The organism is Enterobacter sp. K16B (genome assembly GCF_020216105.1).
Taxonomy (GTDB): domain Bacteria; phylum Pseudomonadota; class Gammaproteobacteria; order Enterobacterales; family Enterobacteriaceae; genus Enterobacter; species Enterobacter sichuanensis.
In genome coordinates this window covers 73,587-95,874 of the sequence record NZ_JAIWJZ010000037.1, presented here as the reverse complement: position 1 = coordinate 95,874, position 22,288 = coordinate 73,587, and the positions used below count along the sequence as shown (strand labels likewise).

Here is a 22,288-nt window from a genome sequence, read left to right as displayed (position 1 = left end):
CAGGCGCAGCCGTCTCTGGCGCTAAAGCAGGTTGAGCAAAGCCACGTCAGGGTGATCGAAATTCCCGCCAGTAACGACCTGAGCGTCATTGATGAAAAGGTGCGGATCGTGGCGGAAGCAACGCACCGCGAGGCCGAGGGGGAAGCCCTGCGCAACAGGCTGCGTCAGGCGCTGTCGACACTTCCCGCATCGCCGCTCAACAAACGGGTGCTGTTTATTCTCAACCACGGTGGGATGACCGCCATGGCTGCCGGACAACAGACCGCCGCCGATGCCGCTATCCGCGCGGCGGGACTGCAGAACGCGATGCAGGGGTTCAGCCGCTATCAGCCGCTGTCTCAGGAAGGCATCATCGCCAGCCGGCCCGATCTGGTGGTGATTTCCTCGGACGGAATCACCGCCCTGGGCGGTGAAGCGAACCTGTGGACGCTGCCCGGCCTGGCGCAAACCCCGGCAGGACGAAACAAGCAGGTGCTGGCGATTGACGATATGGCGCTGCTGGGCTTCAGCCTGCGAACGCCTGAGGCCATCCAGCAGCTGCGCAGCAAAGCGGAGCAGCTGCCCTGATGTCCCGGCGGATCACTTCATCGTTATGGATGCTGACCGCGATCCTGATCATCATCACCCTCGCGGCAACCGGGGTCGGGGCGTTACACCTGCCGGTCAGCCTGCTGTGGAACGGCACAGACGAGGCGCTGCGTCAGATCTGGCTGACGATCCGCCTGCCTCGCGTGCTGCTGGCGCTGGCGATCGGCGGTTCACTGGCAGTGGCGGGCTGCGTGATGCAGGGGCTGTTTCGCAACCCGCTGGCAGACCCGGGCCTGCTCGGCATCAGCAGCGGCGCGGCACTTGCCGTCGCGCTGTGGGTGGTGCTTCCCCTCTCGCTACCTGCCCTGGTGATGCTGTATGCCCCGATGCTGGCGGCGTTTCTCGGTGCGCTGGCCGCCACCCTGGTGATTTTTCTCCTCAGCCGACAGCGTGACGGTTCTCTGTCGCGCCTGCTGCTGGTAGGCATTGCCATCAACGCCCTGTGCGGCGCGGCCGTCGGCGTGCTGTCATGGCTCAGCAATGATGCCCAGCTTCGCCAGCTTTCGCTCTGGGGAATGGGCAGCCTCGGCCAGGCGCAGTGGTCGACGCTGCTGGCCGTCTCGTCGCTGATGATACCCACCGTGCTGGTTATCTGGCGTCTGGCAGGCGCCCTTAATTTGCTGCAACTGGGTGACGAAGAGGCGCACTACCTCGGCGTGGACGTCGCCCGCGTGCAGCGGATCCTGCTGCTGTGCAGTGCCCTGCTGGTGGCTGCCGCCGTTGCGGTCAGCGGCGTTATCGGCTTTGTCGGCCTGGTGGTGCCGCACCTGGTGCGCATGTGGCTGGGAGCCGACCACCGCGCCGTACTCCCTGGTTCGGTGCTGGCCGGTGCGTTGCTGTTGCTGGTTGCCGATACGCTGGCGCGCAGCGTGGTCGCCCCGGCGGAAATGCCGGTCGGTCTATTGACCAGCCTTCTCGGCGCGCCGGGGTTTCTGTGGCTTATCTTTCGTCATGGAGGTGCGCATGGCTGAACGCTATTGTGGCGAAAACCTTGTTTTTCGCGTCGGGCAACGGACGCTGATTAACGACGTGTCGCTGACCTTATCTCAGGGCGAGATGGTGGCGTTGATTGGCCCCAACGGCGCCGGGAAATCCACGCTATTGCGGCTGCTTACCGGCTATCTTAAACCGGCGGGCGGACAATGCAGCCTGGCGGGCACGCCGATCGCCGCCTGGCAGCCGGAGACGCTCTCCCGCTACCGGGCGGTGATGCGCCAGAACACGCAGATTGGATTTGACTGGCCGGTTGAAGCAGTAATCGGCATGGGTCGCGCGCCCTGGACCCGCACGCCTGAAGCCTCGGTAGTAGAAGCAGTGATGGCCGTTACCGGGTGTTTACCGCTGGCGGGCAGGCAGTTTGCCGCACTCTCCGGCGGCGAGCAGCAGCGCATCCAGCTCGCCCGCGCGCTGGCTCAGCTCTGGTGCGACGGTGCGCCACGCGGCTGGCTGTTTCTGGATGAACCCACGTCTGCGCTGGATCTCTACCACCAGCAGCATCTGCTGCGCCTGCTGAAATCCCTGACCCGTCGGGGACATCTGCACGTGTGCGTGGTGCTGCATGACCTTAATCTGGCGGCGCTGTGGGCGGATCGCATCCTGCTGCTGCACGGCGGAAAAATCGTGTCTGAGGGGAAACCGGAAACCGTTTTGCAGGCCAATGCGCTGGCAAAGTGGTACGGTGCGCAGGTTCACGTTGGCCGGCACCCGGCTCACGCCGTGCCGCAGGTGTTTCTCGCCCCCTGACCCGGCTGATAAAAATCTTTCAGGGTTTCCAGCAGAGCATGCGCTGCTTTAGAAAGCTGCGTGTGCCCGGGATGGATCACCCCGATACACTTTTCAATGGGCGGGCTGTCCAGCGGAATACAGACCGCGCCTAATGAGGCCATCTGGGTCTCGCACAGCGCCGGTACGGCACTGCCGCCCAGCCCGCTCGCGACCATGCGCCCAACCGTCACCAGTTGATGGCTCTCCAGGGCGACCTCCAGTTTCCTGCCGCTTCGCGCCAGCTCCTCTTCCATCATCAGACGCACCGCAGAGGGACGCTGCAGGGTAATGAAATCCAGCATCAGCAGCGCGTCCCATGTCAGGCGCTTTTTGCCTGCAAGCGCAGAATCTTTCGGCACAATGGCAATAAACCGGTCGAGGCCCAGCGGGGTAAACAGCAGGTTGTGCGTTGGCGCAGGCTCGAATGCGATCCCCATCTCCACGCGCCCTTCCCGGACCATTTCTATCACCTGCTCGTTAATCACATCATGCACGGTGACGTTGATCCCGGCGTGGCGGTCGCGAAACGCTTTTAGCACCTCGGGTAAGACATTCGCCGCAAACGACGGCATGGCCGCGACCGAGATTTTACCGCGCTGCAGGGTAAAGCACTGGTGCATGGCCTCTTCAACGTTATCCCAGTCCGCCAGCAGCTGCCGAGCCATCGGCAAAAAGGTCTCCCCTTCCTGCGTCAGAGCCACCTTGCGCGTACTGCGCTGTAAAAGCGGTCCACCGAGCGCATCCTCCAGCCCTTTTATCGTCAGGCTCAGGGCTGGCTGAGAGAGATTCAGCCGTTCGCTGGCGTGTGCGAAATTCAGAGTGTGAGCTACCGCTAAAAACGCGCGTAACTGTTTGACACTCATTCTCATTTTTCACCCTGTTAACTAATTGAAAAAATTTAGTTAACAGGAAATTAATAAAAAAACCAAATGAGTGGGTCACAAATTCAAAATTAACAAATGAGTCGTCGCCCCTAATGATACCGGCACGGTTAACGGGAGGGATGAGTATGGCAGGACTGGATAAGCGCGTCGGCAGCTATGCGCAGGCGCTGGATGGGTTGACGGACGGGATGACCTTGCTGGCGGGCGGCTTCGGCCTGTGCGGCATTCCGGAGAACCTGATTGCCGAAGTCAGACGCCGGCAGGTACAGGGGCTGACGGTGGTCTCGAACAACTGCGGCGTGGATGGCTTCGGTCTCGGGATCCTGCTTGAGACGCGGCAGGTTCGCAAGGTAGTGGCCTCTTACGTCGGCGAAAACGCGTTGTTCGAGCAGCAGGTGCTGAGCGGCGAGCTGGAGGTGGAACTCACGCCGCAGGGGACGCTGGCCGAAAAGGTGCGCGCAGGTGGCGCCGGGATCCCCGCGTTTTACACCGCGACCGGCTATGGCACGCCTGTGGCTGCAGGCAAAGAGGTGCGCCAGTTTGCGGGTAAACATTACATCCTCGAAGAGGCCATCACCGGGGATTTCGCGCTCATCAAAGGCTGGAAGGCGGACTGGTACGGCAACGTTATCTATCGCCATACCGCGCAAAACTTTAATCCGCTGATGGCAACCGCGGGCCGGATAACGGTGGTGGAGGTGGAAGAGATTGTTCCGCCAGGTGAACTGCCTCCGTCTGCTATTCATACCCCGGGCATTTACGTCGACAGGCTGATTGTCGGCCAGTTTGAAAAACGCATTGAGCAGCGCACGCTGCGCGCGCAAGGAGTGTGACGATGTTGACCCGTGAACAGATGGCCATGCGCGTGGCCCGCGAGCTGCGCGACGGTTACTACGTCAACCTGGGGATCGGCATTCCGACGCTGGTGGCGAACTACATTCCCGCCGGGATGGACGTGATGCTCCAGTCGGAAAACGGTCTGCTGGGGATGGGCGCCTTCCCCGATGAGCAGAGCCTCGACGCCGACATGATCAACGCCGGTAAACAGACCGTCACCGCACGGACAGGGGCCGCCATTTTTGACTCAGCGCAGTCGTTTGCCATGATCCGCGGCGGTCATGTCGACCTGACCGTGCTGGGTGCCTTTGAGGTGGACGTCGAAGGCAATATCGCCTCGTGGATGATCCCCGGAAAAATGGTGAAGGGGATGGGCGGCGCGATGGATCTCGTCGCCGGGGCGCAGAACATCATTGTGGTGATGACCCACGCCTCAAAAAGCGGTGAGTCAAAGCTGCTGCCGCGCTGCACGCTGCCGCTCACGGGCGTGGGCTGCATCCGTCGGGTGTTAACCGACCTCGCGCTGCTGGAAATTGAGGACGGCGCGTTCATCCTGCGGGAGTATGCTCCCGGCGTCAGCATTGACGAGATCGTGGCGAAAACGGCCGGGAAAATCATTGTGGCGGACGACGTGCGCGAGATGCGCTTTAGCTGAGGGCTTCGGATGAAACAGGTCATGATTGTCGGGGCAACGCGTACCCCTGTCGGCAGTTTTCGCGGATCGCTCGCCTCCCTCTCTGCGGTTGAGTTGGGGGCTGTCGCGGTACGTCACCTGCTTGAGAGCAGCGGTCTTGATAAAGAGAAGATTGACGACGTGATTCTCGGTCAGGTGCTGACGGCGGGATGTGGACAAAACCCGGCGCGTCAGACGGCCATCGCCGCCGGGTTACCCGTCAGCACGCCAGCGACAACGGTCAATCTGGTGTGCGGCGCGGGCCTGAAAGCGGTGCAACTCGCTGCGCAGGCGATCCGCAGCGGCGACGCCGGGGTGGTTATCGCAGGCGGTCAGGAGAGCATGAGCAACGCCCCCTATCTGCTGGACGGGGCGCGGTCTGGTTTGCGGTTTGGCCATACGGGTCTGCAGGACAGCATGATTACCGATGGTTTGTGGGACGCATTCAACGATTACCACATGGGTATCACCGCTGAAAACGTTGCCCGGCAGTACGGTATTTCCCGCGAACAGCAGGATGATTTCGCCGCCCGGTCGCAGCAAAAAGCGGCGGCCGCCATTGCGTCCGGTCGGTTTGACGCCGAGATAGCGCCGGTCACGGTGAAAGAGGGCAAAAAGCCACCGCGGGTTATTCGTTGTGATGAACAGCCCCGACCAGAGACCACCGCTGAGCAGCTTGCGCAACTGCGCCCCGCATTTTTACGCGATGAAGGCACGGTCACGGCGGGAAATGCTTCGACGCTCAATGACGGTGCCGCTGCGGTACTGCTGATGAGTGAAGAAAATGCGCGGCAGAGCGGACTGCCGATCCTCGGTCGCATTGTGAGTTACGCCGTAACGGGGGTTGACCCGTCGGTGATGGGCATCGGTCCGGTGAGCGCCTGCCAGACGGCGCTGGCGCGGGCGGGCTGGACGCTCGATGAGGTGGATCTCATTGAAGCCAATGAAGCCTTTGCCGCTCAGGCGCTGGCGGTGGGCAAGCAGCTCGGCTGGGATGCGCGCAAGGTGAATGTAAACGGCGGCGCGATTGCCCTTGGTCATCCGATTGGCGCCTCCGGCTGCCGCATCCTCGTGACGCTGCTGTACGAAATGCAGCGCCGCGACGTTAAAAAAGGGCTCGTCACCCTGTGCATTGGCGGCGGACAAGGCATCGCCCTGACCGTCGAGCGTTAAGCCTCTCGTTGGTACCCGAATAATAATTAAAGTGAGGAGTCGTAATGAGTGTGTTAATTGCCCTGGCGGCGCTGGCACTGCTGATGCTGGCGGCCTATCGCGGATACAGCGTGATTTTGTTTGCCCCGATTGCGGCGCTCGGCGCCGTGCTGCTGACCGATCCTGGCGCCGTCGGCCCGACGTTTACCGGGCTGTTTATGGAAAAAATGGTCGGCTTCGTCAAGCTCTACTTCCCGGTGTTCCTGCTGGGTGCCGTGTTTGGCAAGCTGATTGAACTCTCCGGCTTCTCGCGCGCTATCGTCGCCGCAGCGATTCGGATCCTCGGGCGGCGTCACGCCATCCCGGTGATTGTCCTGGTGTGTGCGCTGTTAACCTACGGCGGCGTTTCGCTGTTTGTGGTGGCGTTTGCGGTTTACCCCTTTGCCGCCGAACTGTTCCGCCAGAGCGGCATCCCGAAACGGCTGATCCCGGCCACAGTGGCGCTCGGGGCATTCTCGTTTACCATGGATGCCCTGCCCGGCACGCCGCAGATCCAGAACATTATCCCCACCAGCTTCTTTGGCACAAACGCCTGGGCCGCGCCGTGGCTGGGGCTGATTGGTTCGCTGTTTATTATCTGTTTTGGTCTGCTCTGGCTGGAGCGCCAGCGCCGCAAAGCGCTGCAGAACAACGAGGGGTACGGCACGGATCTGAAAAATGAACCGGAAACGCCGGACGACATTAACCTCCCTCACCCGCTGATTGCCCTCTCTCCTCTGCTGCTGGTAGGGATCCTCAATCTGCTGCTTACCCGCTGGATCCCCGGCTGGTACGGCACCAGCCACGAGCTGACCCTTCCCGGACTGGCAAAGCCGATTGTGATCGAGGTCAGCAAGATCACCGCCATCTGGGCCGTGGAAGCGGCGCTGATCGCCGGTATCGTGCTGGTGCTGGCTTTTGGCTTTCGCAATATCCGCGGACGTCTGGCGGAAGGCAGCCGCACGGCGGTCAGCGGGGCCATTCTGGCCGCGATGAATACAGCCTCGGAATACGGTTTTGGCGCGGTGATCGCCGCCCTGCCCGGTTTTCTGGTGTTATCCCACGCGCTGGCGGCCATTCCAAATCCGTTACTCAATGAGGCCATCAGCGTGACCGTTCTTGCAGGGATCACCGGTTCGGCGTCCGGCGGGATGAGCATTGCCCTCGCGGCCATGGCCGACACGTTTGTTGCCGCCGCCCACGCGGCCAATATCCCCCTTGAGGTGCTGCATCGCGTGGCCTCCATGGCCAGCGGCGGGATGGATACCCTTCCCCATAACGGCGCGGTGATCACCTTGCTGGCAATCACCGGTCTGAGCCATCGTCAGGCCTACGGCGGCATTTTCGCTATCACTATCATTAAAAGTCTGGCAGTGCTTTTTGTCATTGCCGTGTTCTATCTGACCGGCATTGTGTAAGGAGAAAAAGATGAATCTGAACGGTAAAACCGCCCTGGTGACCGGCTCAACCAGCGGCATTGGCCTGGGGATCGCCCGGGTACTGGCGAAAGCCGGGGCACAATTAATTCTTAACGGTTTCGGTGACAGCGAAGCGGCGCGCGCAGAGATCGCGCAACTGGGCAAAAAACCGGGCTATCACGATGCGGACCTGCGTGATGTCCTGCAGATTGAAGCCATGATGCGCTACGCCGAAACGCAGTTTGGCGGGGTGGATATTCTGGTCAATAACGCCGGGATTCAGCATGTGGCTCCGGTTGAGGCGTTTCCGGTTGAAAAATGGAATGACATTATCGCCATTAATCTTTCCGCTGTGTTCCACACCAGCCGGCTGGCGCTGCCTGCCATGCGGGAGAAAAACTGGGGGCGCATCATTAATATCGCCTCCGTTCACGGCCTGGTGGCCTCAAAAGAGAAGTCAGCCTACGTTGCTGCCAAGCACGGGGTGGTGGGTTTTACGAAGTCGCTGGCGCTGGAAACCGCCCGCACCGGTATTACCGCAAATGCGCTCTGCCCCGGTTGGGTACTGACCCCGCTGGTGCAACAGCAGATCGACAAACGTATTGCACAGGGCGTCGCGCCGGATCTGGCCCAGGACCAGCTTCTGAGCGAGAAACAGCCTTCCGGGGAGTTTGTTACCCCGGAACAGCTGGGCGAGTTGACGCTGTTTTTATGTAGCGACAGCGCCGTCAACGTTCGCGGCGCAGCGTGGAATATGGATGGCGGCTGGGTCGCTCAGTGATGTCCTGGCCGGGTAGCGTAGCGCTAACCGGCAAAAGACTAGCTTGAGCAGCTGACCTCCAGCCGCTTGCCCCAGTCAGGCGGGCGGCTGACGTAGTCATCATCCCGGTCGGCAAACGGCGTGCGCAACGCCATATGCAGACGGTGTAACTCAGCGTATTCCCCCTGCTCTGCCTGCTCAATCGCCCGCTGCGCCAGCCAGTTGCGCAACACCATCGCCGGGTTCGCCGCGTTCATCTGCTTCTGGCGGGTAGCATCATCCACCTGCTCCTGCTGTAGCCGCGTGCGGTACTGAGTAAACCAGTCGTCAAACGCCTGTCGGTCGATAAATTCATCGCGCAGCGGCGAGCCAGGACTGTGCTGCTCCGTCTGGCCCAGCATGCGGAAGGTACGCGTATAATCGCTGCCCTCACGCGCCATGAGCGTAAACAGGCCATTCAGGATATCGTTATCGCCTTTCTCCTGGGTCATCAGCCCCAGCTTGTTGCGCATCAGCGTGCCGTAGTCGCGTAGCAACGTCTCCTGATAGCCATCGAGCGCATCATTGAGGGCATCGACGTCGATAAACGGTGACAGGGATTGCGCAAGACGCTGCAGATTCCACAGTCCCACCGCCGGTTGGTTGTCAAAGCTGTAGCGCCCCTGGTAGTCGGAGTGGTTGCAGATATACCCCGGCTGATAATCATCGAGGAAACCAAACGGACCGTAATCGAAGGTCAGCCCGAGGATCGACATGTTGTCCGTATTCATAACACCATGGGCAAAGCCCACCGTTTGCCAGCGTGCGATCATCGTGGCCGTGCGGGCCACCACATCCCTGAACCAGAGAACGTATTTATCCGCCTCGTCCTGCAAATGCGGCCAGTGGTGACGGATGGCAAAATCCGCAAGCTGGCGAACCTTGTCCGGCTCGCGACGATAGTAAAAGTGCTCAAAATGACCGAAGCGCAGATGGCTTTGCGCAATGCGCATTAGCATGGCCCCTTTTTCCATCGTTTCGCGCGCGACCGGCGTATCGCTGGTGACGATCGACAGCGCACGGGTTGTTGGAATACCCAGCGCATGCATCGCTTCAGATGCCAGGCATTCACGAATCGTTGAACGCAGTACCGCGCGCCCGTCGCCCATACGTGAATAGGGAGTCAGCCCTGCGCCTTTCAGGTGCCAGTCAACCGTCTCCCCGTTGGGAAGCTGTTGTTCGCCGAGCAGGATCCCCCTGCCGTCGCCCAGTTGACCCGCCCAGACGCCAAACTGATGCCCGCTGTAGACCTGAGCCAGGGGTTGCATCCCGGGGAGTAGCGTTTCGCCGCCCCAGACGCCAGCGCCGTCTGAACGCTGAAACAGCGCTGGTGGAATAGCCAGCTCGTCTGCCAGCCGATCGTTATGCCAGATGAGACGGGAATTTTGTAGCGGTGTAGGTTTGAGTGCGGTGTAAAAACCAGGCAACTCGTCATGCCAGTGAGCAGTAAAAGACAGGGTCATAAGTCCTCCTGCTTTTAGTGTAGAGGGTTTACCCGGTCTTAAACACGGGCGAAAGCAAGGGTTATCGCTGCTGAACCAGCGTGGTGACGTGTTCAGCAGAGACGGCAGGCCACAGCGCCCCCTGCATGGCACCAAAATTGAAGGACAGGACGCGCTGCAACAGGGCGTGATCGTCAATGCCCGAGACGATCACCGACTGGCAGTGCGGCGTGATTTGCCAGAGGATTGCGCGCATAAAGGGCTCAAAGGAGAGTTCCTGAGCACGCTGCTGAATGAATCCTTTATCGAGAATGACCCGTTTGAATAATCCATCATAGACCGCTTTGAGCGATGCTGCGCCTGCGCCAAAGTTTGCCAGGACCAGCGGGAAATGGATCGCCATTCTTGCCAGCTGCAGATCGTCCTTTCCGTTATTTAAACCTGGATAATTCTCATTAACAGTAAACTCCAAAAACGGATAGCGCTCAAGAATTGAAACAGCGTTTCCATTACTTAATAAAAACTCAACAATTACAGGTGTAATATTGATCCATGCAATTAACTGATGCTGAATAAAAAACAGTTTACAGGTATCAAGCAATTGCAGTTTTTCGTTAAACAGCGCTAACTCTTCCGCCTCGGAAAGCCGCGGGATAACGAGTTCAGTAGGGATCCTCACTTCGCTGCCGACGCCAGTAAAGTTAACCAAAATGTCTAAACCTTTCAACTCACCTGCGCTATTACGGGCAGGCTGAAGCAACAGTTCAGACTGGTAAGCATTATCTAGCGTAATAATCATTGCACTCGCCCCGCATTAAAGATGAGAGAGGACATCCTGGAGCAATTGCTGACACAATTCCACTGTCTTGATTTTAATAAGATTAATTTCATTAGTTCCGTATTAATTTTCAGATTTATCCCTGAATCTAAAATAATCTTATCCTGGTTGTAGAATAATAGCCAGTTTTAGATAAAACAGACACATGCGGGCTAAGCTAATTTTAGGTAAATTTAACTTTAATCATCTTATTTGAGAAAAAACGGCATGATTTATTAGTTACCCTGCCGTCATAAGAAGCGTCCGGCGGCGACTAAATACGTCGAGCCTGCCAAAAACTTTTACGCCAGTAAACATTATCCAGGGAAGAACGCATCACCCCGCGACTGGTCGACGCGTGAATAAACTGATTGTCTGTATCATATATCCCCACATGGAGACCGCTTTCACCCGACCCGGTTTTGAAGAAAACCAGATCCCCCGGCAGAAGATCGTCTTTATCAATTTCCGTACCGATTTCAGCCTGTTTACGCGTTTCGCGCGGCAGCTGTAAATCAAACTTATCGCGAAACGTCATCAGCACAAAGCCGGAACAATCCACCCCGCCACGGCTCATGCCGCCGTAGCGATAAGGCGTGCCGCGCCAGTTGCGCAGCTGATCGTTAAGGCTGGCAATGACGGTGATCGAATCTGAAAGCCGTGGGTTAGGCGGCGGAGCACGATGGCTACTGCATCCCGCAAGAAAGAGTACAGCCATCAGGATAAACCAGAATCGCATTTCAGACGAATCCTCTGCTTTTTTTGTTCTTTTCGTAATTTAGCGTGCAAGTGTGTGAACAGGCAAGAAACGGTTACTCCTGCCCGGTAGAAATCAGCATCTTATGTCCCTCTATGTCCAGCCTGCGGAACGCCATATTGTACGCGCGGGCAAGATTAGGTGGCGTGAGAACCTGATCCCGCGTACCGCTGGCGATCAGGTTTCCCTTCGACAGCAACCATACCCGGTGGGCATGACGCAGGGTATGGTTGAGGTCATGACTGCTCATTACCACGGCGATGCCTTTTCGGCTCAGGGTGCTTAGCAGCGTATCCAGTGCCGCCTGCTGCGCCACATCCAGACCGCTCATCGGTTCATCAAGCAGCAGCAGCCGCCCGTGAGGATTACCGGCCGGGTGGATCTGCACGATTGCGGCCGCCAGACGCACCCGCTGCCACTCTCCGCCCGAAAGCTGGCTGGCATGACGAGCCAGTTTATCTTCCAGCCCCAGGGCGGCAGCCACGTCCGTCAGCAGCGCCGTATGGTGTTTATCATGCAGATGCAGCGTCAGGTAGTGCCAGACAGGCATCGCAAAGGGCGGTGTCTGCTGCTGCACAAGATAACTGCGCCGGTGCGCCAGCGAGACTGGCGTCCAGTCGGTAAGGGGATGCCCCAGCAGCGTTACCTGCCCTTCACCACCGACCAGGCCTGCCATCCGCGCCAGCAACGTGCTCTTTCCCGCGCCGTTCGGCCCGACAAGATGCAGAATTTCACCCGCATTGACGGCACCGGTTATCGGCGCCAGACGTCCCTTTTCGGCAACGTCCGTGAGCTGCATCAGCAGTGACATTATTTCGCCAGCGCCAGCTTGATAGATTCCATCACAATCGGATCCTCAGGCGTCATATCCGGTGAAAAACGTTGCACCACCTGGCCATCACGACCAATCAGGAATTTTTCGAAGTTCCACAGAATGTCATCCGGGTAGAGCGGCGCGCGGCCTTTGCTGGCCATACGTTCATAAAAACCGCTTCCTTCCGGCGCAACGGCTTTCGGTGCGGCAGCGATCAGCTTCGCGTACAGCGGATGACGATGCTCACCGTTAACATCAATTTTGCTGAACAGCGGGAACGTGACGCCGTAGGTGGTGCTACAAAACGTCTTGATCTCCTCTTCGCTGCCCGGCTCCTGGCCCAGGAACTGGTTGCACGGGAACCCCAGCACGGTGAAACCGTCCTTCTCCCAGGCCTTCTGAATGTTCTCCAGCTGCTCGTACTGCGGCGTCAGGCCACATTTGGATGCCACGTTGACGATAAGCAACACGTTGCCTTTGTAGCCTTCCAGCGTGGTGTTATCGCCATCAATGGTGGTCACTTCAGTATTCAGGATATCTGACTGCATAGCATTCCCTCAGGTTGTCTTACGGGTATCGTGATTTAACGTCCAGCTTTTAATAGTAGCCAGATAAAGACCGGCGCGCCCAGCGTGGCGGTCACCACGCCAATGGGCAACTCTGCGGCTGTCAGGGCAAGCCGGGCGATGATATCGGCCACCAGCAGCGTAACGGCCCCGGCAACAGCCGAGGCCGGAAGCAAGGTTCGATGGTCAGTGAGGCCACACAGGCGCAGCATGTGCGGGATCACCAGCCCAATAAAACCAATTGCCCCCGCGAGGGCGACGCTGACGCCGACCAGCCAGCCAATGGCAATGACCAGCACATTACGCCAGAACCCAATCGGCATACCGAGCTGGCGGGCTGAGGTTTCACCCAGCGCGAGCATATTCAGCGGCTGCGCCTGCAGGGCAACCCACACAATAACCGGGACCAGCAGCGCCATAAGCCAGCCCTGGTGCCAGTCAACGCCGCCAAAGCCGCCCATCATCCAGTACATGAGCTGTCGCAGGTCAAAGGAGGTTGAGAAGTAGACGGCCCAGGTCATCAGCGCGCTGCAGATGATCCCGAGCGCCACGCCGGCAAGCAGCAGACGGCTGATTGATAAGTGCCGCCTGGCGAAGCGAAGCAGGATGACCGTGATCAGTAATGCGCCGAGAATGGCGCTCAGGCTAATACTCCACCCGGAGAGTTCTCCCCCACCCAGCATCACTGCCGCAATCAGCCCCACGCCAGCCCCGTTCGAGACACCGAGCAGCCCCGGTTCCGCCAGCGGGTTATCAAATAACGCCTGCATAATGGTGCCGCCCAGCGCCAGCGCGGCCCCCACCAGCATCACCGCGACGGTGCGCGGCAGACGAATTTGCCAGACAAAGAGTTGCCCGTCTGGCCCCCACCAGCTCTCAGGCCCTATCCACCTGTCACCGGCGCAGAGGCTAACCCCTGCGGCGACAATGAGCAGCAGCACCAGTAAAAGCAGGCGACGTTGATCGGAACGGTGCTGGCGATGGGCGTAATCAAGCATGTATTCGGTTTTATTTGCGAGAGATATCATTGATTTTACGGCGGGTTTGCCAGGGAGCGCAAAGAAAAAAGGCCGCATGGGCGGCCTTTTTAGTTAGTTCATATTACTCTGCTTTGGGCGTTGCGTTTTCGACACGGCTTTTTAACTTCTGGCCGGGTCTGAAGGTCACCACGCGGCGGGCTGTAATGGGAATATCTTCCCCCGTCTTCGGGTTACGACCCGGACGTTGGTTTTTGTCTCGCAAATCAAAATTGCCAAAGCCGGAGAGTTTTACCTGCTCACCATTTTCCAGAGCACGACGGATCTCTTCGAAAAACAGCTCTACCAGCTCTTTGGCATCCCGTTTGCTAAGCCCAAGCTTATCAAACAGATATTCTGACATTTCAGCTTTTGTAAGCGCCATAGGTTCAATCCCTCAATGATGCCTGGAATCGCTCTTTTAATGCCTCTACACATTTGGCGACGGTAGCGGCAATCTCCTCTTCTTCGAGTGTACGGCTGGTATCCTGAAGGATAAGGCTGATAGCGAGGCTCTTGAAACCTTCTGCTACGCCCTTGCCGCGGTACACGTCAAATAAGTTTACGCCAACTACCTGATTTACGCCAACTTTCTTACATTCGGCCAAAATATCTGCTGCAGGCACATTTTCGGCGACCACAACCGCGATATCACGGCGGTTTGCCGGGAAGCGGGAGATGTCCTGAGCCTGAGGGATCACGCGGTCTGCCACCAGGTTCCACTCCAGCTCAAACACGATGGTACGGCCGTTCAGGTCCAGTTTACGTTCCAGCTCAGGGTGAACAACGCCAATAAAACCAACACGTTTGCCGTCTAAATAGATGGCTGCACTCTGACCCGGATGCAGGGCCGGAATGGCTTCTGCGCGGAATTCAATTTCAGATAATTTACCGGTCAGATCGAGAATCGCTTCCAGATCGCCCTTCATATCGTAGAAATCAACCGTGCCTTTTGCCAGGTCCCAGTGCTCTTCATAGCGGTTACCGCTAATCGCACCAGCCAGCATAAGATCCTGACGGATGCCTAAATTTGCCTGATTATCCGGCACAAAGCGCAAACCGCTTTCGAAAATTCGCACGCGGTTTTGCTGGCGATTCTGGTTATAAACGACAGTGCCCAGCAGGCCGGTCCACAGAGAAAGACGCATAGCCGACATTTCGCTGGAGATTGGGCTTGGCAGGATCAGGGCTTCCTGACCTGGGTGGATCAGCTGCTGCAGTTTTGGATCAACAAAGCTGTAGGTGATCACTTCCTGGTAGCCTTTGTCGTTCAGCATGGTTTTCACACGCTTCAGGGACAGGTCGGCTTCACGGTGGGACCCCATCACCAGACCCGCCTGCACAGGCTCGTCAGGGATGTTGTTGTAGCCGTACACGCGGGCCACTTCTTCCACCAGATCTTCTTCAATTTCCATGTCGAAACGCCAGGATGGCGCAACGGCTTGCCACTGGTCCTGGCCTTCGGTCACTTCACAGCCCAGACGCTTCAGGATATCGGTCACCTGCGCATCGGGTACGTGGTGACCAATCAGACGATCCAGCTTGCTGCGACGCAGGGTGATGGTCGCGCGCTTCGGCAGCGTGGCTTCGTGGGTGACATCAATCACCGGGCCCGCTTCACCGCCGCAGATGTCGATCAGCAGACGGGTGGCACGTTCCATCGCTTTGTACTGCAGCGCCGGGTCAACACCGCGCTCGTAACGGTGAGAGGCATCGGTGTGCAGACCGTGACGGCGTGCGCGACCGGTGATAGAGAGCGGGCTGAAGAATGCACATTCCAGCAGCACGTTTTGCGTCTCATCGTTCACGCCAGAGTGTTCGCCACCGAAGATACCGCCCATCGCCAGCGCTTTGCTGTGGTCAGCAATCACCAGCGTGTCGGCGTTGAGTTTCGCTTCGCTGCCATCGAGCAGAACCAGGGTTTCACCCTCTTTCGCCATGCGTACAACAATACCGCCTTCGATACGATCTTTATCGAACGCGTGCATCGGCTGACCCAGCTCCAGCAGTACGTAGTTGGTCACGTCAACCACCGCATCGATAGAACGAATACCACAGCGACGCAGTTTCTCTTTCATCCACAGCGGGGTTGGCGCTTTAACATTGATGCCTTTCACCACACGACCAAGGTAGCGTGGGCAGGCATCCGCGGCATCAACCTGAATAGGCAGAACGTCACTGATGGTCGCTTCAACCGGGACGATCTCCGGCGCGTTCAGTTCGGTCTGGTTCAGCACGGCAACGTCGCGCGCAACGCCGATAATCCCTAAGCAATCAGCACGGTTTGGCGTGACGCTGATTTCGATGGTGTTGTCATCAAGCTTCAGGTATTCGCGGATATCGGTACCGATCGGCGCATCCAGCGGCAGTTCGATGATGCCGTTGTGATCGTCGGAAATCCCCAGCTCAGAGAACGAGCACAGCATACCTTCGGACGGTTCGCCGCGCAGTTTGGCAGCTTTGATTTTGAAATCACCCGGCAGCACAGCACCGACGGTCGCCACGGCCACTTTCAGCCCCTGACGGCAGTTTGGTGCACCGCAGACGATATCCAGCAGACGGTCACCGCCCACGTTGACTTTTGTTACGCGCAGTTTGTCCGCGTTAGGGTGCTGACCGCACTCCACCACTTCACCCACGACCACGCCATTGAACGCGCCCGAAACCGGCTCAACGCCGTCCACTTCCAGACCCGCCATGGTGATCTGGTTAGAAAGCGCGTCGCTGTCCAGCGTGGTGTTAACCCATTCGCGTAACCACAGTTCACTGAATTTCATTGTTCTGTCCTGCCCTTATTTAAACTGTTTGAGGAAACGCAGATCGTTTTCGAAGAATGCACGTAAATCGGTCACGCCGTAGCGCAGCATGGTCAGACGTTCCATGCCCATACCGAACGCAAAGCCAGAGTAAACTTCCGGATCGATGCCCACGTTGCGCAGCACGTTTGGATGCACCATACCGCAGCCCAGCACTTCCAGCCATTTACCGTTTTTACCCATCACGTCCACTTCCGCAGACGGTTCAGTGAACGGGAAATAGGATGGACGGAAACGAACCTGCAGATCTTCCTCAAAGAAGTTGTTGAGGAAATCATGCAGCGTGCCCTTCAGGTTGGTGAAGCTGATGTTTTTATCAACAATCAGGCCTTCCATCTGGTGGAACATTGGGGTGTGAGTTTGGTCGTAGTCGTTACGATAGACACGGCCCGGCGCGATAATGCGAATGGGCGGTTCCTGCTCCTTCATGGTACGGATCTGAACGCCGGAGGTCTGGGTACGCAGAAGACGGGTCGCGTCGAACCAGAAAGTGTCGTGGTCAGCACGTGCCGGATGATGGCCAGGAATGTTCAGGGCATCGAAGTTATGGTAATCATCTTCAATTTCCGGGCCAGTCGCCACGGTAAAGCCGAGCTCACCGAAGAAACTTTCAATACGATCGATGGTGCGGGTAACCGGATGCAGACCACCGTTTTCAATTCGGCGACCCGGCAGAGAAACGTCGATCGTCTCTGCGGCCAGACGCGCATTCAACACCGCGCTTTCCAGCTCAGCCTTACGCGCGTTCAGAGCCTGCTGTACCTGCTCTTTGGCTTCGTTAATTACCGCACCTGCTGCCGGGCGTTCTTCTGCCGGCAGTTCACGCAGGGTTGTCATCTGAAGGGTCAGGTGCCCTTTTTTACCAAGATATTCGACGCGGACATTGTCTAACGCGGCAACATCTGAGGCCTGATTAATGGCGGCTGTTGCACTGGCAACCAGCTCTGCGAGATGTGACATGATTTTCCTCGTTATGTAGCGATATTTACCAGCGGCAGATACAAAAAAAGCCTCCATCAGGAGGCTTTCTGGCGCTGTTTTCCGTTTCATCTCTCACGCGCTAGCCTCCTGATGTCAGGTGCTAAAGTAAAAGAAGAAGCGGAAAATAGCAGCATTCATGCTTGCGTTACCTTGTGTGGTAAGGAACCTAACGCCTTATTGAAAAGGGTAGCCCCAAAATTGTCAACGTTTTGATGCTGTTGAAACGAAAAGAGGGAGCCAGGCCCCCTCTCTCAACTGGCTTATGCCAGTGCTGCTTTCGCTTTTTCGACCAGAGCGGTGAACGCTACTTTGTCGAATACTGCGATGTCAGCCAGGATCTTACGGTCGATTTCAACAGAGGCTTTTTTCAGGCCGTTGATGAATTTGCTGTAAGAAATACCGTTCTGACGTGCTGCTGCGTTGATACGCGCAATCCACAGTTGACGGAACTGACGCTTACGTTGACGACGGTCACGGTAAGCGTACTGACCTGCTTTGATAACAGCCTGGAAGGCAACGCGGTATACGCGTGAACGCGCACCGTAGTAGCCTTTAGCTTGTTTCAAAATTTTCTTGTGACGTGCACGTGCAATTACACCACGTTTTACGCGAGCCATGTGTGCTCTCCTGTATCTATTCTAAGTTAAAAAAGTTAAACGAAACGACTTATGCGTACGGCAGGCACGCGATAACCAGGCCCAGATCGCCTTTAGAAACCATGGCTTTTGGACGCAGGTGACGTTTACGCTTGGTAGCTTTCTTAGTCAGAATGTGACGCAGGTTAGCGTGCTTGTGCTTAAAACCACCTTTACCGGTTTTTTTGAAGCGCTTAGCAGCACCGCGTACGGTCTTAATTTTTGGCATTTTAATAACTTCCACTTCGCATTGTTAAATAAACGAAACCCAGGCGAACAAAACCTGTGAAGCACAAAGGCTCCACAGGAATTGCTACTTGAAGGCCTACTGTTTCTTCTTAGGAGCGAGCACCATGATCATCTGGCGGCCTTCGATCTTCGTAGGGAAGGATTCGACTACTGCCAGTTCACTCAGATCGTCACGGACGCGGTTAAGCACTTCCATACCGATCTGTTGGTGGGCCATCTCACGACCGCGGAAACGCAGTGTGATCTTGGCCTTATCGCCATCTTCCAGAAAGCGAATCAGGCTGCGGAGTTTTACCTGATAATCGCCATCGTCGGTACCAGGACGGAACTTGATTTCCTTAACCTGGATAACTTTTTGCTTTTTCTTCTGTTCCTTAGAAGACTTACTCTTTTCATAAAGGAACTTGCCGTAGTCCATGATACGACAAACTGGCGGTTCGGCGTTAGGGCTGATTTCAACTAAATCTACTCCAGCTTCTTCAGCCTTTTCGATTGCTTCTCTCAGACTCACAATCCCCAGCTGCTCGCCTTCCAGACCTGTTAAGCGAACTTCCTGGGCGCGAATCTCGCCATTGATACGATTCGGACGTGCCGTTTGAACTCGTTTTCCGCCTTTAATACCTTATTCCTCCAGTTGTTGAAGACTGCGGCTGCGAATCTCTTGTTGCAGCTTCTCAATCACTTCACTTACGTCCAGGCTGCCCAGGTCTTTACCACGGCGGGTGCGAACGGCAACTTTGCCTGCTTCCACCTCTTTATCACCACAGACCAACATATACGGGACACGACGTAAAGTGTGCTCGCGGATTTTAAAGCCAATCTTCTCATTTCTCAAGTCTGCTTTTACGCGAATGCCCGCATTTTGTAGTTTCTGCGTCAATTCTTTAACGTAATCCGCCTGAGAATCGGTAATGTTCATCACCACCACCTGCACCGGCGCAAGCCAGGTTGGGAAGAAGCCAGCAAACTCTTCGGTCAGGATGCCGATGAAGCGCTCCAGAGAACCGAGAATTGCACGGTGAATCATAACCGGTACCTGACGCTCGTTGTCTTCGCCAACATAAGAGGCGCTTAAACGCTGCGGCAGGGAGAAGTCCAGCTGTACCGTTCCGCACTGCCATGCACGATCGAGGCAGTCATACAGGGTAAATTCAATTTTCGGACCGTAGAATGCGCCCTCGCCCAGCTGATATTCGAACGGAATCCCGTTCTCTTCCAGTGCCACGGCGAGATCCGCTTCTGCGCGATCCCAGGTCTCATCGCTACCGATACGTTTTTCCGGACGCGTTGAGAGTTTGACCACGATCTTCTCGAAGCCAAAGGTGCTGTACATATCGTAGACCATACGAATACAGGCGTTAACTTCATCACGGACCTGGTCTTCAGTACAGAAGATATGCGCATCATCCTGAGTAAAGCCACGCACGCGCATCAGACCGTGCAGTGCACCTGATGGTTCGTTACGGTGGCAGCTACCGAACTCCGCCATACGCAGCGGCAGGTCGCGGTAGGATTTCAGACCCTGGTTGAAGATCTGAACGTGGCCCGGGCAGTTCATTGGCTTAATGCAGTATTCACGGTTCTCAGACGAGGTGGTGAACATCGCATCTTTGTAGTTGTCCCAGTGGCCGGTTTTTTCCCACAGCACACGGTCCATCATGAACGGACCTTTCACTTCCTGATACTGGTACTCTTTCAGCTTGGAGCGTACGAAGGTTTCCAGTTCACGGAAAATGGTCCAGCCATCGTTATGCCAGAACACCATACCCGGCGCTTCTTCCTGCATGTGGTACAGGTCAAGCTGCTTACCGATTTTACGGTGGTCACGCTTCGCAGCCTCTTCCAGGCGCAGCAGGTACGCGTTCAGGGCTTTTTTGTCGGCCCACGCGGTACCATAAATACGCTGCAACATCTTGTTGTTGCTGTCGCCACGCCAGTAAGCGCCTGCGATCTTCATCAGTTTGAAGTGATGGCAGAAGCGCATGTTCGGCACGTGCGGTCCACGGCACATGTCGACGTATTCTTCGTGATGGTACAAGCCAGGCTTGTCATCATGGGAGATATTTTCGTCAAGAATAGAGACTTTATAGCTCTCGCCGCGCTTCACGAAGGTTTCACGCGCTTCGTGCCAGCTGACTTTCTTCTTGATGACGTCATAGTTGGTTTCGGCGAGCTCGTGCATACGTTTTTCGAGCGCGTCGATATCTTCCTGAGTCAGGGTGTGGTCAAGGTCAACGTCGTAGTAGAAACCGTTGTCGATCACCGGACCGATCGCCATTTTGGTGTTGGGCCACAGCTGTTTGATGGCATGACCTAACAGATGCGCGCAGGAGTGACGAATGATCTCCAGACCTTCTTCGTCTTTCGCGGTGATGATGGCAAGCGTCGCATCGTTTTCGATGAGATCGGAGGCGTCCACCAGTTCACCGTTAACACGGCCAGCGATAGTCGCTTTCGCGAGACCCGGACCGATATCCAGGGCAACATCCATTGGGCTTACAGCGTGATCGAAATGGCGTTGGCTGCCATCAGGAAGAGTAATTACAGGCATTTTATATCCTTATTTGCAGTGATGCCCCACACATAAGAGCATATACAAAGAAAATAATCGTGATTTGACAATAGATTACGAGACCATCTGACCAACAATCGTCAAATTGGTTCGTCATCATTCACCTGCCAGAATCAGAATAATTCGGATTTACGGCAGGCTTCGTAATGTTAACACTAATCACAGGGCGTATGCATCCTCTGCTGGCAGATTGATGCGCTGGCACTTTTGCATGAATTTGCAGGTGGCCAGTTCCCGGTGTTCGCATTCCTGAAATGCTGGGCTACTCTTGAACAGATCTTTAAACCCAAAGGTGCATACCATGAACGTATCCAGTAGAACGGTTGTGATATTGAACATCCTTTCAGCGACAGGTTTATTGTTGATTCTCGCCGAACGATTCCACTGGTTCTAAGCCCAACCCTACGCTGGCATAACCTGATCGATCCTGTGAAGGGGCATGTATCAGCCCTGTTTGATAGACTGTGGGTGTTAGCAAACAAGGATCAGGTTATGCCAACAAAACGATTTGCCGTAAAACACTGGAAAATGGTACTGGTGCTGATTGCCATCTGCGGCGCAATGCTGCTACTTCGCTGGGCGGCGATGATTTGGGGCTAAACGTCAACAGAAGGAAAGCCAACTGGCCTGAGATGAGAAACGGGCCGACATTTTCATCGGCCCGCCATAATTACATTTTATAACCCAGTGAAACCGTGGTTCTGCGGTCGGTATGATCCGGTGCCGTTTCTGGCGGTGACGAGTTCCAGGTGACGTTGTAGGCCACTTTCAGCCCAAAGTGTTCGTTGATGGCCACGTTCAGCGCCGTCTCAGAGTTCAGCGTCGTATCGTCGGCACCAAATACAGAAACACCCTGCGTGAATTTGGTGTTGTCAGTCATCTGCCAGGCATAGGTCCCGGACGCGTAACCGAGCGGTTGGGTTTTGGTATCGCCATCGGTGTACTCGTCATAGCGCACACCTGGACCGAATTCAAAACGGAAGCTGTGTACCGGGCCGTTCAGGAACTGGCGACCATAACCGGCGGTAAACACATCGCGCTGGCGATAACCGTTGTAGCGGTCGGTTAACCAGCTTGCCTGACCAAACAGGTAGTCATAGTCGGTCATGTTGTAACGGCTACGTCCGCCTACCGCATATTTCTCGGAAGAGCGTTCGTCATTCGCGGACGTGTTGCTGGCATTTCCCCACAGCGACCAGGCGGTCGTGTTACCGTACCAGGTGAGCGTACTGTCCGCTGTCAGAGAGGAGCTTTTGGTGTTACCGGATTGTGCCAGATACCCAGCGTTCAGGTTACCTTCAAAAGGTTTTTTCGCGGTGGTGGGATCGTCCATGACAGTAAAAACGGTATCATCGGCGGCTGCGTTCATAGCTGCAAACACGCCACCCGCCAGCATCAGTGCAGCGGGAACTGTCTTTAAAAGCTTCATTTTATTAAGGAGTCCGTACAACAAAAAAAGAGACCACACG

The 22,288-nt window shown here is 56.4% G+C and carries 26 protein-coding genes and 1 other annotated feature; of the genes, 10 read left to right on the top strand and 16 right to left on the bottom strand.

All coding sequences use genetic code 11. From position 1 onward, the window contains the following. From LDK53_RS09735 to LDK53_RS09725, 3 genes are all read left to right on the top strand, one after another. The coding region (locus tag LDK53_RS09735; protein WP_225286129.1) for a heme/hemin ABC transporter substrate-binding protein at positions 1 to 567 on the top strand (567 nt) is incomplete at its 5' end. Further along, on the top strand, positions 567 to 1,559 hold the full coding sequence (locus tag LDK53_RS09730) for a FecCD family ABC transporter permease (protein ID WP_225286118.1): 993 nt from the start codon (positions 567 to 569) through the stop codon (positions 1,557 to 1,559). The genes LDK53_RS09735 and LDK53_RS09730, both read left to right, overlap by 1 nt. Continuing rightward, positions 1,552 to 2,331: a heme ABC transporter ATP-binding protein gene (locus tag LDK53_RS09725; protein WP_225286112.1), complete on the top strand. Its 780-nt coding sequence runs from the start codon at positions 1,552 to 1,554 to the stop codon at positions 2,329 to 2,331. The genes LDK53_RS09730 and LDK53_RS09725 overlap by 8 nt, the downstream gene beginning before the upstream one ends. Here LDK53_RS09725 and LDK53_RS09720 read toward each other — a convergent pair. Further along, on the bottom strand, positions 2,298 to 3,221 hold the full coding sequence (locus tag LDK53_RS09720; RefSeq protein ID WP_225286102.1) for a LysR family transcriptional regulator: 924 nt from the start codon (positions 3,219 to 3,221) through the stop codon (positions 2,298 to 2,300). The two genes, LDK53_RS09725 and LDK53_RS09720, sit on opposite strands and share 34 nt — an antisense overlap. A gap of 140 nt (positions 3,222 to 3,361) precedes the next feature. Between LDK53_RS09720 and LDK53_RS09715 the strand changes: the two genes are divergently transcribed. The 5 genes from LDK53_RS09715 to LDK53_RS09695 are packed head-to-tail and all read left to right on the top strand — an operon-like array spanning position 3,362 to position 8,136. After that, on the top strand, positions 3,362 to 4,069 hold the full coding sequence (locus LDK53_RS09715) for a CoA transferase subunit A (RefSeq protein ID WP_025757330.1): 708 nt from the start codon (positions 3,362 to 3,364) through the stop codon (positions 4,067 to 4,069). A gap of 2 nt (positions 4,070 to 4,071) precedes the next feature. Next, a complete protein-coding gene (locus LDK53_RS09710) occupies positions 4,072 to 4,728 on the top strand; it encodes a CoA transferase subunit B (RefSeq protein ID WP_095440830.1) in 657 nt (218 codons plus the stop codon). A 9-nt stretch (positions 4,729 to 4,737) separates the two neighbouring features. Continuing rightward, positions 4,738 to 5,919, top strand: a complete 1,182-nt coding sequence (locus tag LDK53_RS09705; RefSeq protein ID WP_225286075.1) for an acetyl-CoA C-acetyltransferase — start codon at positions 4,738 to 4,740, stop codon at positions 5,917 to 5,919. Between the two features lie 44 nt (positions 5,920 to 5,963). Continuing rightward, positions 5,964 to 7,355, top strand: a complete 1,392-nt coding sequence (locus tag LDK53_RS09700; protein ID WP_025757333.1) for a GntP family permease — start codon at positions 5,964 to 5,966, stop codon at positions 7,353 to 7,355. 10 nt (positions 7,356 to 7,365) lie between these two features. Beyond that, the gene (locus tag LDK53_RS09695; RefSeq protein WP_225286062.1) at positions 7,366 to 8,136 is read left to right on the top strand and encodes a 3-hydroxybutyrate dehydrogenase; all 771 of its coding nucleotides are present in this window, start codon (positions 7,366 to 7,368) and stop codon (positions 8,134 to 8,136) included. Positions 8,137 to 8,174: 38 nt separating this feature from the next. Here LDK53_RS09695 and selO read toward each other — a convergent pair whose 3' ends face one another. The 14 genes from selO to thrS all read right to left on the bottom strand — a co-directional run bounded on the left by selO (position 8,175) and on the right by thrS (position 20,798). After that, positions 8,175 to 9,617 carry a protein adenylyltransferase SelO gene (gene selO, locus LDK53_RS09690; protein ID WP_225286052.1) on the bottom strand — a complete coding sequence of 481 codons (1,443 nt, stop codon included), beginning with the start codon at positions 9,615 to 9,617 and terminating at the stop codon, positions 8,175 to 8,177. A 61-nt stretch (positions 9,618 to 9,678) separates the two neighbouring features. Then, on the bottom strand, positions 9,679 to 10,395 hold the full coding sequence (locus LDK53_RS09685; protein ID WP_047958335.1) for an EAL domain-containing protein: 717 nt from the start codon (positions 10,393 to 10,395) through the stop codon (positions 9,679 to 9,681). A gap of 292 nt (positions 10,396 to 10,687) precedes the next feature. Continuing rightward, positions 10,688 to 11,152 (bottom strand): C40 family peptidase, encoded by a 465-nt coding sequence (locus tag LDK53_RS09680; RefSeq protein WP_225286031.1) that lies wholly within the window; start codon positions 11,150 to 11,152, stop codon positions 10,688 to 10,690. Between the two features lie 73 nt (positions 11,153 to 11,225). Continuing rightward, entirely contained in the window at positions 11,226 to 11,981 is a 756-nt protein-coding gene (gene btuD, locus LDK53_RS09675) for a vitamin B12 ABC transporter ATP-binding protein BtuD (RefSeq protein WP_155031032.1), read from the bottom strand. Then, the gene (locus LDK53_RS09670; RefSeq protein WP_025757339.1) at positions 11,981 to 12,532 is read right to left on the bottom strand and encodes a glutathione peroxidase; all 552 of its coding nucleotides are present in this window, start codon (positions 12,530 to 12,532) and stop codon (positions 11,981 to 11,983) included. Before LDK53_RS09670 ends, btuD begins: the two co-directional genes overlap by 1 nt. A gap of 35 nt (positions 12,533 to 12,567) precedes the next feature. Beyond that, positions 12,568 to 13,548 carry a vitamin B12 ABC transporter permease BtuC gene (gene btuC / locus LDK53_RS09665; protein ID WP_225286176.1) on the bottom strand — a complete coding sequence of 327 codons (981 nt, stop codon included), beginning with the start codon at positions 13,546 to 13,548 and terminating at the stop codon, positions 12,568 to 12,570. Between the two features lie 103 nt (positions 13,549 to 13,651). Then, on the bottom strand, positions 13,652 to 13,951 hold the full coding sequence (gene ihfA / locus LDK53_RS09660; RefSeq protein ID WP_003857805.1) for an integration host factor subunit alpha: 300 nt from the start codon (positions 13,949 to 13,951) through the stop codon (positions 13,652 to 13,654). A 4-nt stretch (positions 13,952 to 13,955) separates the two neighbouring features. Then, positions 13,956 to 16,343 (bottom strand): phenylalanine--tRNA ligase subunit beta, encoded by a 2,388-nt coding sequence (gene pheT / locus LDK53_RS09655; protein WP_225286018.1) that lies wholly within the window; start codon positions 16,341 to 16,343, stop codon positions 13,956 to 13,958. A gap of 15 nt (positions 16,344 to 16,358) precedes the next feature. After that, on the bottom strand, positions 16,359 to 17,342 hold the full coding sequence (gene pheS, locus LDK53_RS09650; RefSeq protein ID WP_003857809.1) for a phenylalanine--tRNA ligase subunit alpha: 984 nt from the start codon (positions 17,340 to 17,342) through the stop codon (positions 16,359 to 16,361). A gap of 40 nt (positions 17,343 to 17,382) precedes the next feature. Continuing rightward, positions 17,383 to 17,506, bottom strand: a sequence feature (Phe leader region). Further along, a complete protein-coding gene (gene pheM, locus LDK53_RS09645; RefSeq protein WP_001386830.1) occupies positions 17,457 to 17,501 on the bottom strand; it encodes a pheST operon leader peptide PheM in 45 nt (14 codons plus the stop codon). (Overlaps the previous feature by 45 nt.) A 117-nt stretch (positions 17,507 to 17,623) precedes the next feature. Further along, positions 17,624 to 17,980: a 50S ribosomal protein L20 gene (gene rplT / locus LDK53_RS09640; protein WP_000124850.1), complete on the bottom strand. Its 357-nt coding sequence runs from the start codon at positions 17,978 to 17,980 to the stop codon at positions 17,624 to 17,626. Between the two features lie 49 nt (positions 17,981 to 18,029). Continuing rightward, positions 18,030 to 18,227 carry a 50S ribosomal protein L35 gene (rpmI, locus tag LDK53_RS09635; protein WP_001124225.1) on the bottom strand — a complete coding sequence of 66 codons (198 nt, stop codon included), beginning with the start codon at positions 18,225 to 18,227 and terminating at the stop codon, positions 18,030 to 18,032. Between the two features lie 96 nt (positions 18,228 to 18,323). Further along, positions 18,324 to 18,866, bottom strand: a complete 543-nt coding sequence (gene infC / locus LDK53_RS09630) for a translation initiation factor IF-3 (RefSeq protein WP_023616141.1) — start codon at positions 18,864 to 18,866, stop codon at positions 18,324 to 18,326. Positions 18,867 to 18,869: 3 nt separating this feature from the next. Further along, positions 18,870 to 20,798 (bottom strand): threonine--tRNA ligase, encoded by a 1,929-nt coding sequence (gene thrS, locus LDK53_RS09625; RefSeq protein WP_025757343.1) that lies wholly within the window; start codon positions 20,796 to 20,798, stop codon positions 18,870 to 18,872. A gap of 322 nt (positions 20,799 to 21,120) precedes the next feature. Here thrS and yncL point away from each other — a divergent pair, with 322 nt between their 5' ends. After that, the gene (gene yncL / locus LDK53_RS09620) at positions 21,121 to 21,213 is read left to right on the top strand and encodes a stress response membrane protein YncL (RefSeq protein ID WP_021241082.1); all 93 of its coding nucleotides are present in this window, start codon (positions 21,121 to 21,123) and stop codon (positions 21,211 to 21,213) included. Positions 21,214 to 21,311: 98 nt separating this feature from the next. After that, positions 21,312 to 21,419: a small membrane protein YniD gene (yniD, locus tag LDK53_RS09615; RefSeq protein WP_008500658.1), complete on the top strand. Its 108-nt coding sequence runs from the start codon at positions 21,312 to 21,314 to the stop codon at positions 21,417 to 21,419. A 70-nt stretch (positions 21,420 to 21,489) separates the two neighbouring features. On the opposite strand, the gene LDK53_RS09610 is transcribed toward yniD, so the two are convergent. Then, positions 21,490 to 22,248 (bottom strand): YdiY family protein, encoded by a 759-nt coding sequence (locus tag LDK53_RS09610; protein ID WP_025757344.1) that lies wholly within the window; start codon positions 22,246 to 22,248, stop codon positions 21,490 to 21,492. Positions 22,249 to 22,288 lie beyond the last annotated feature (40 nt).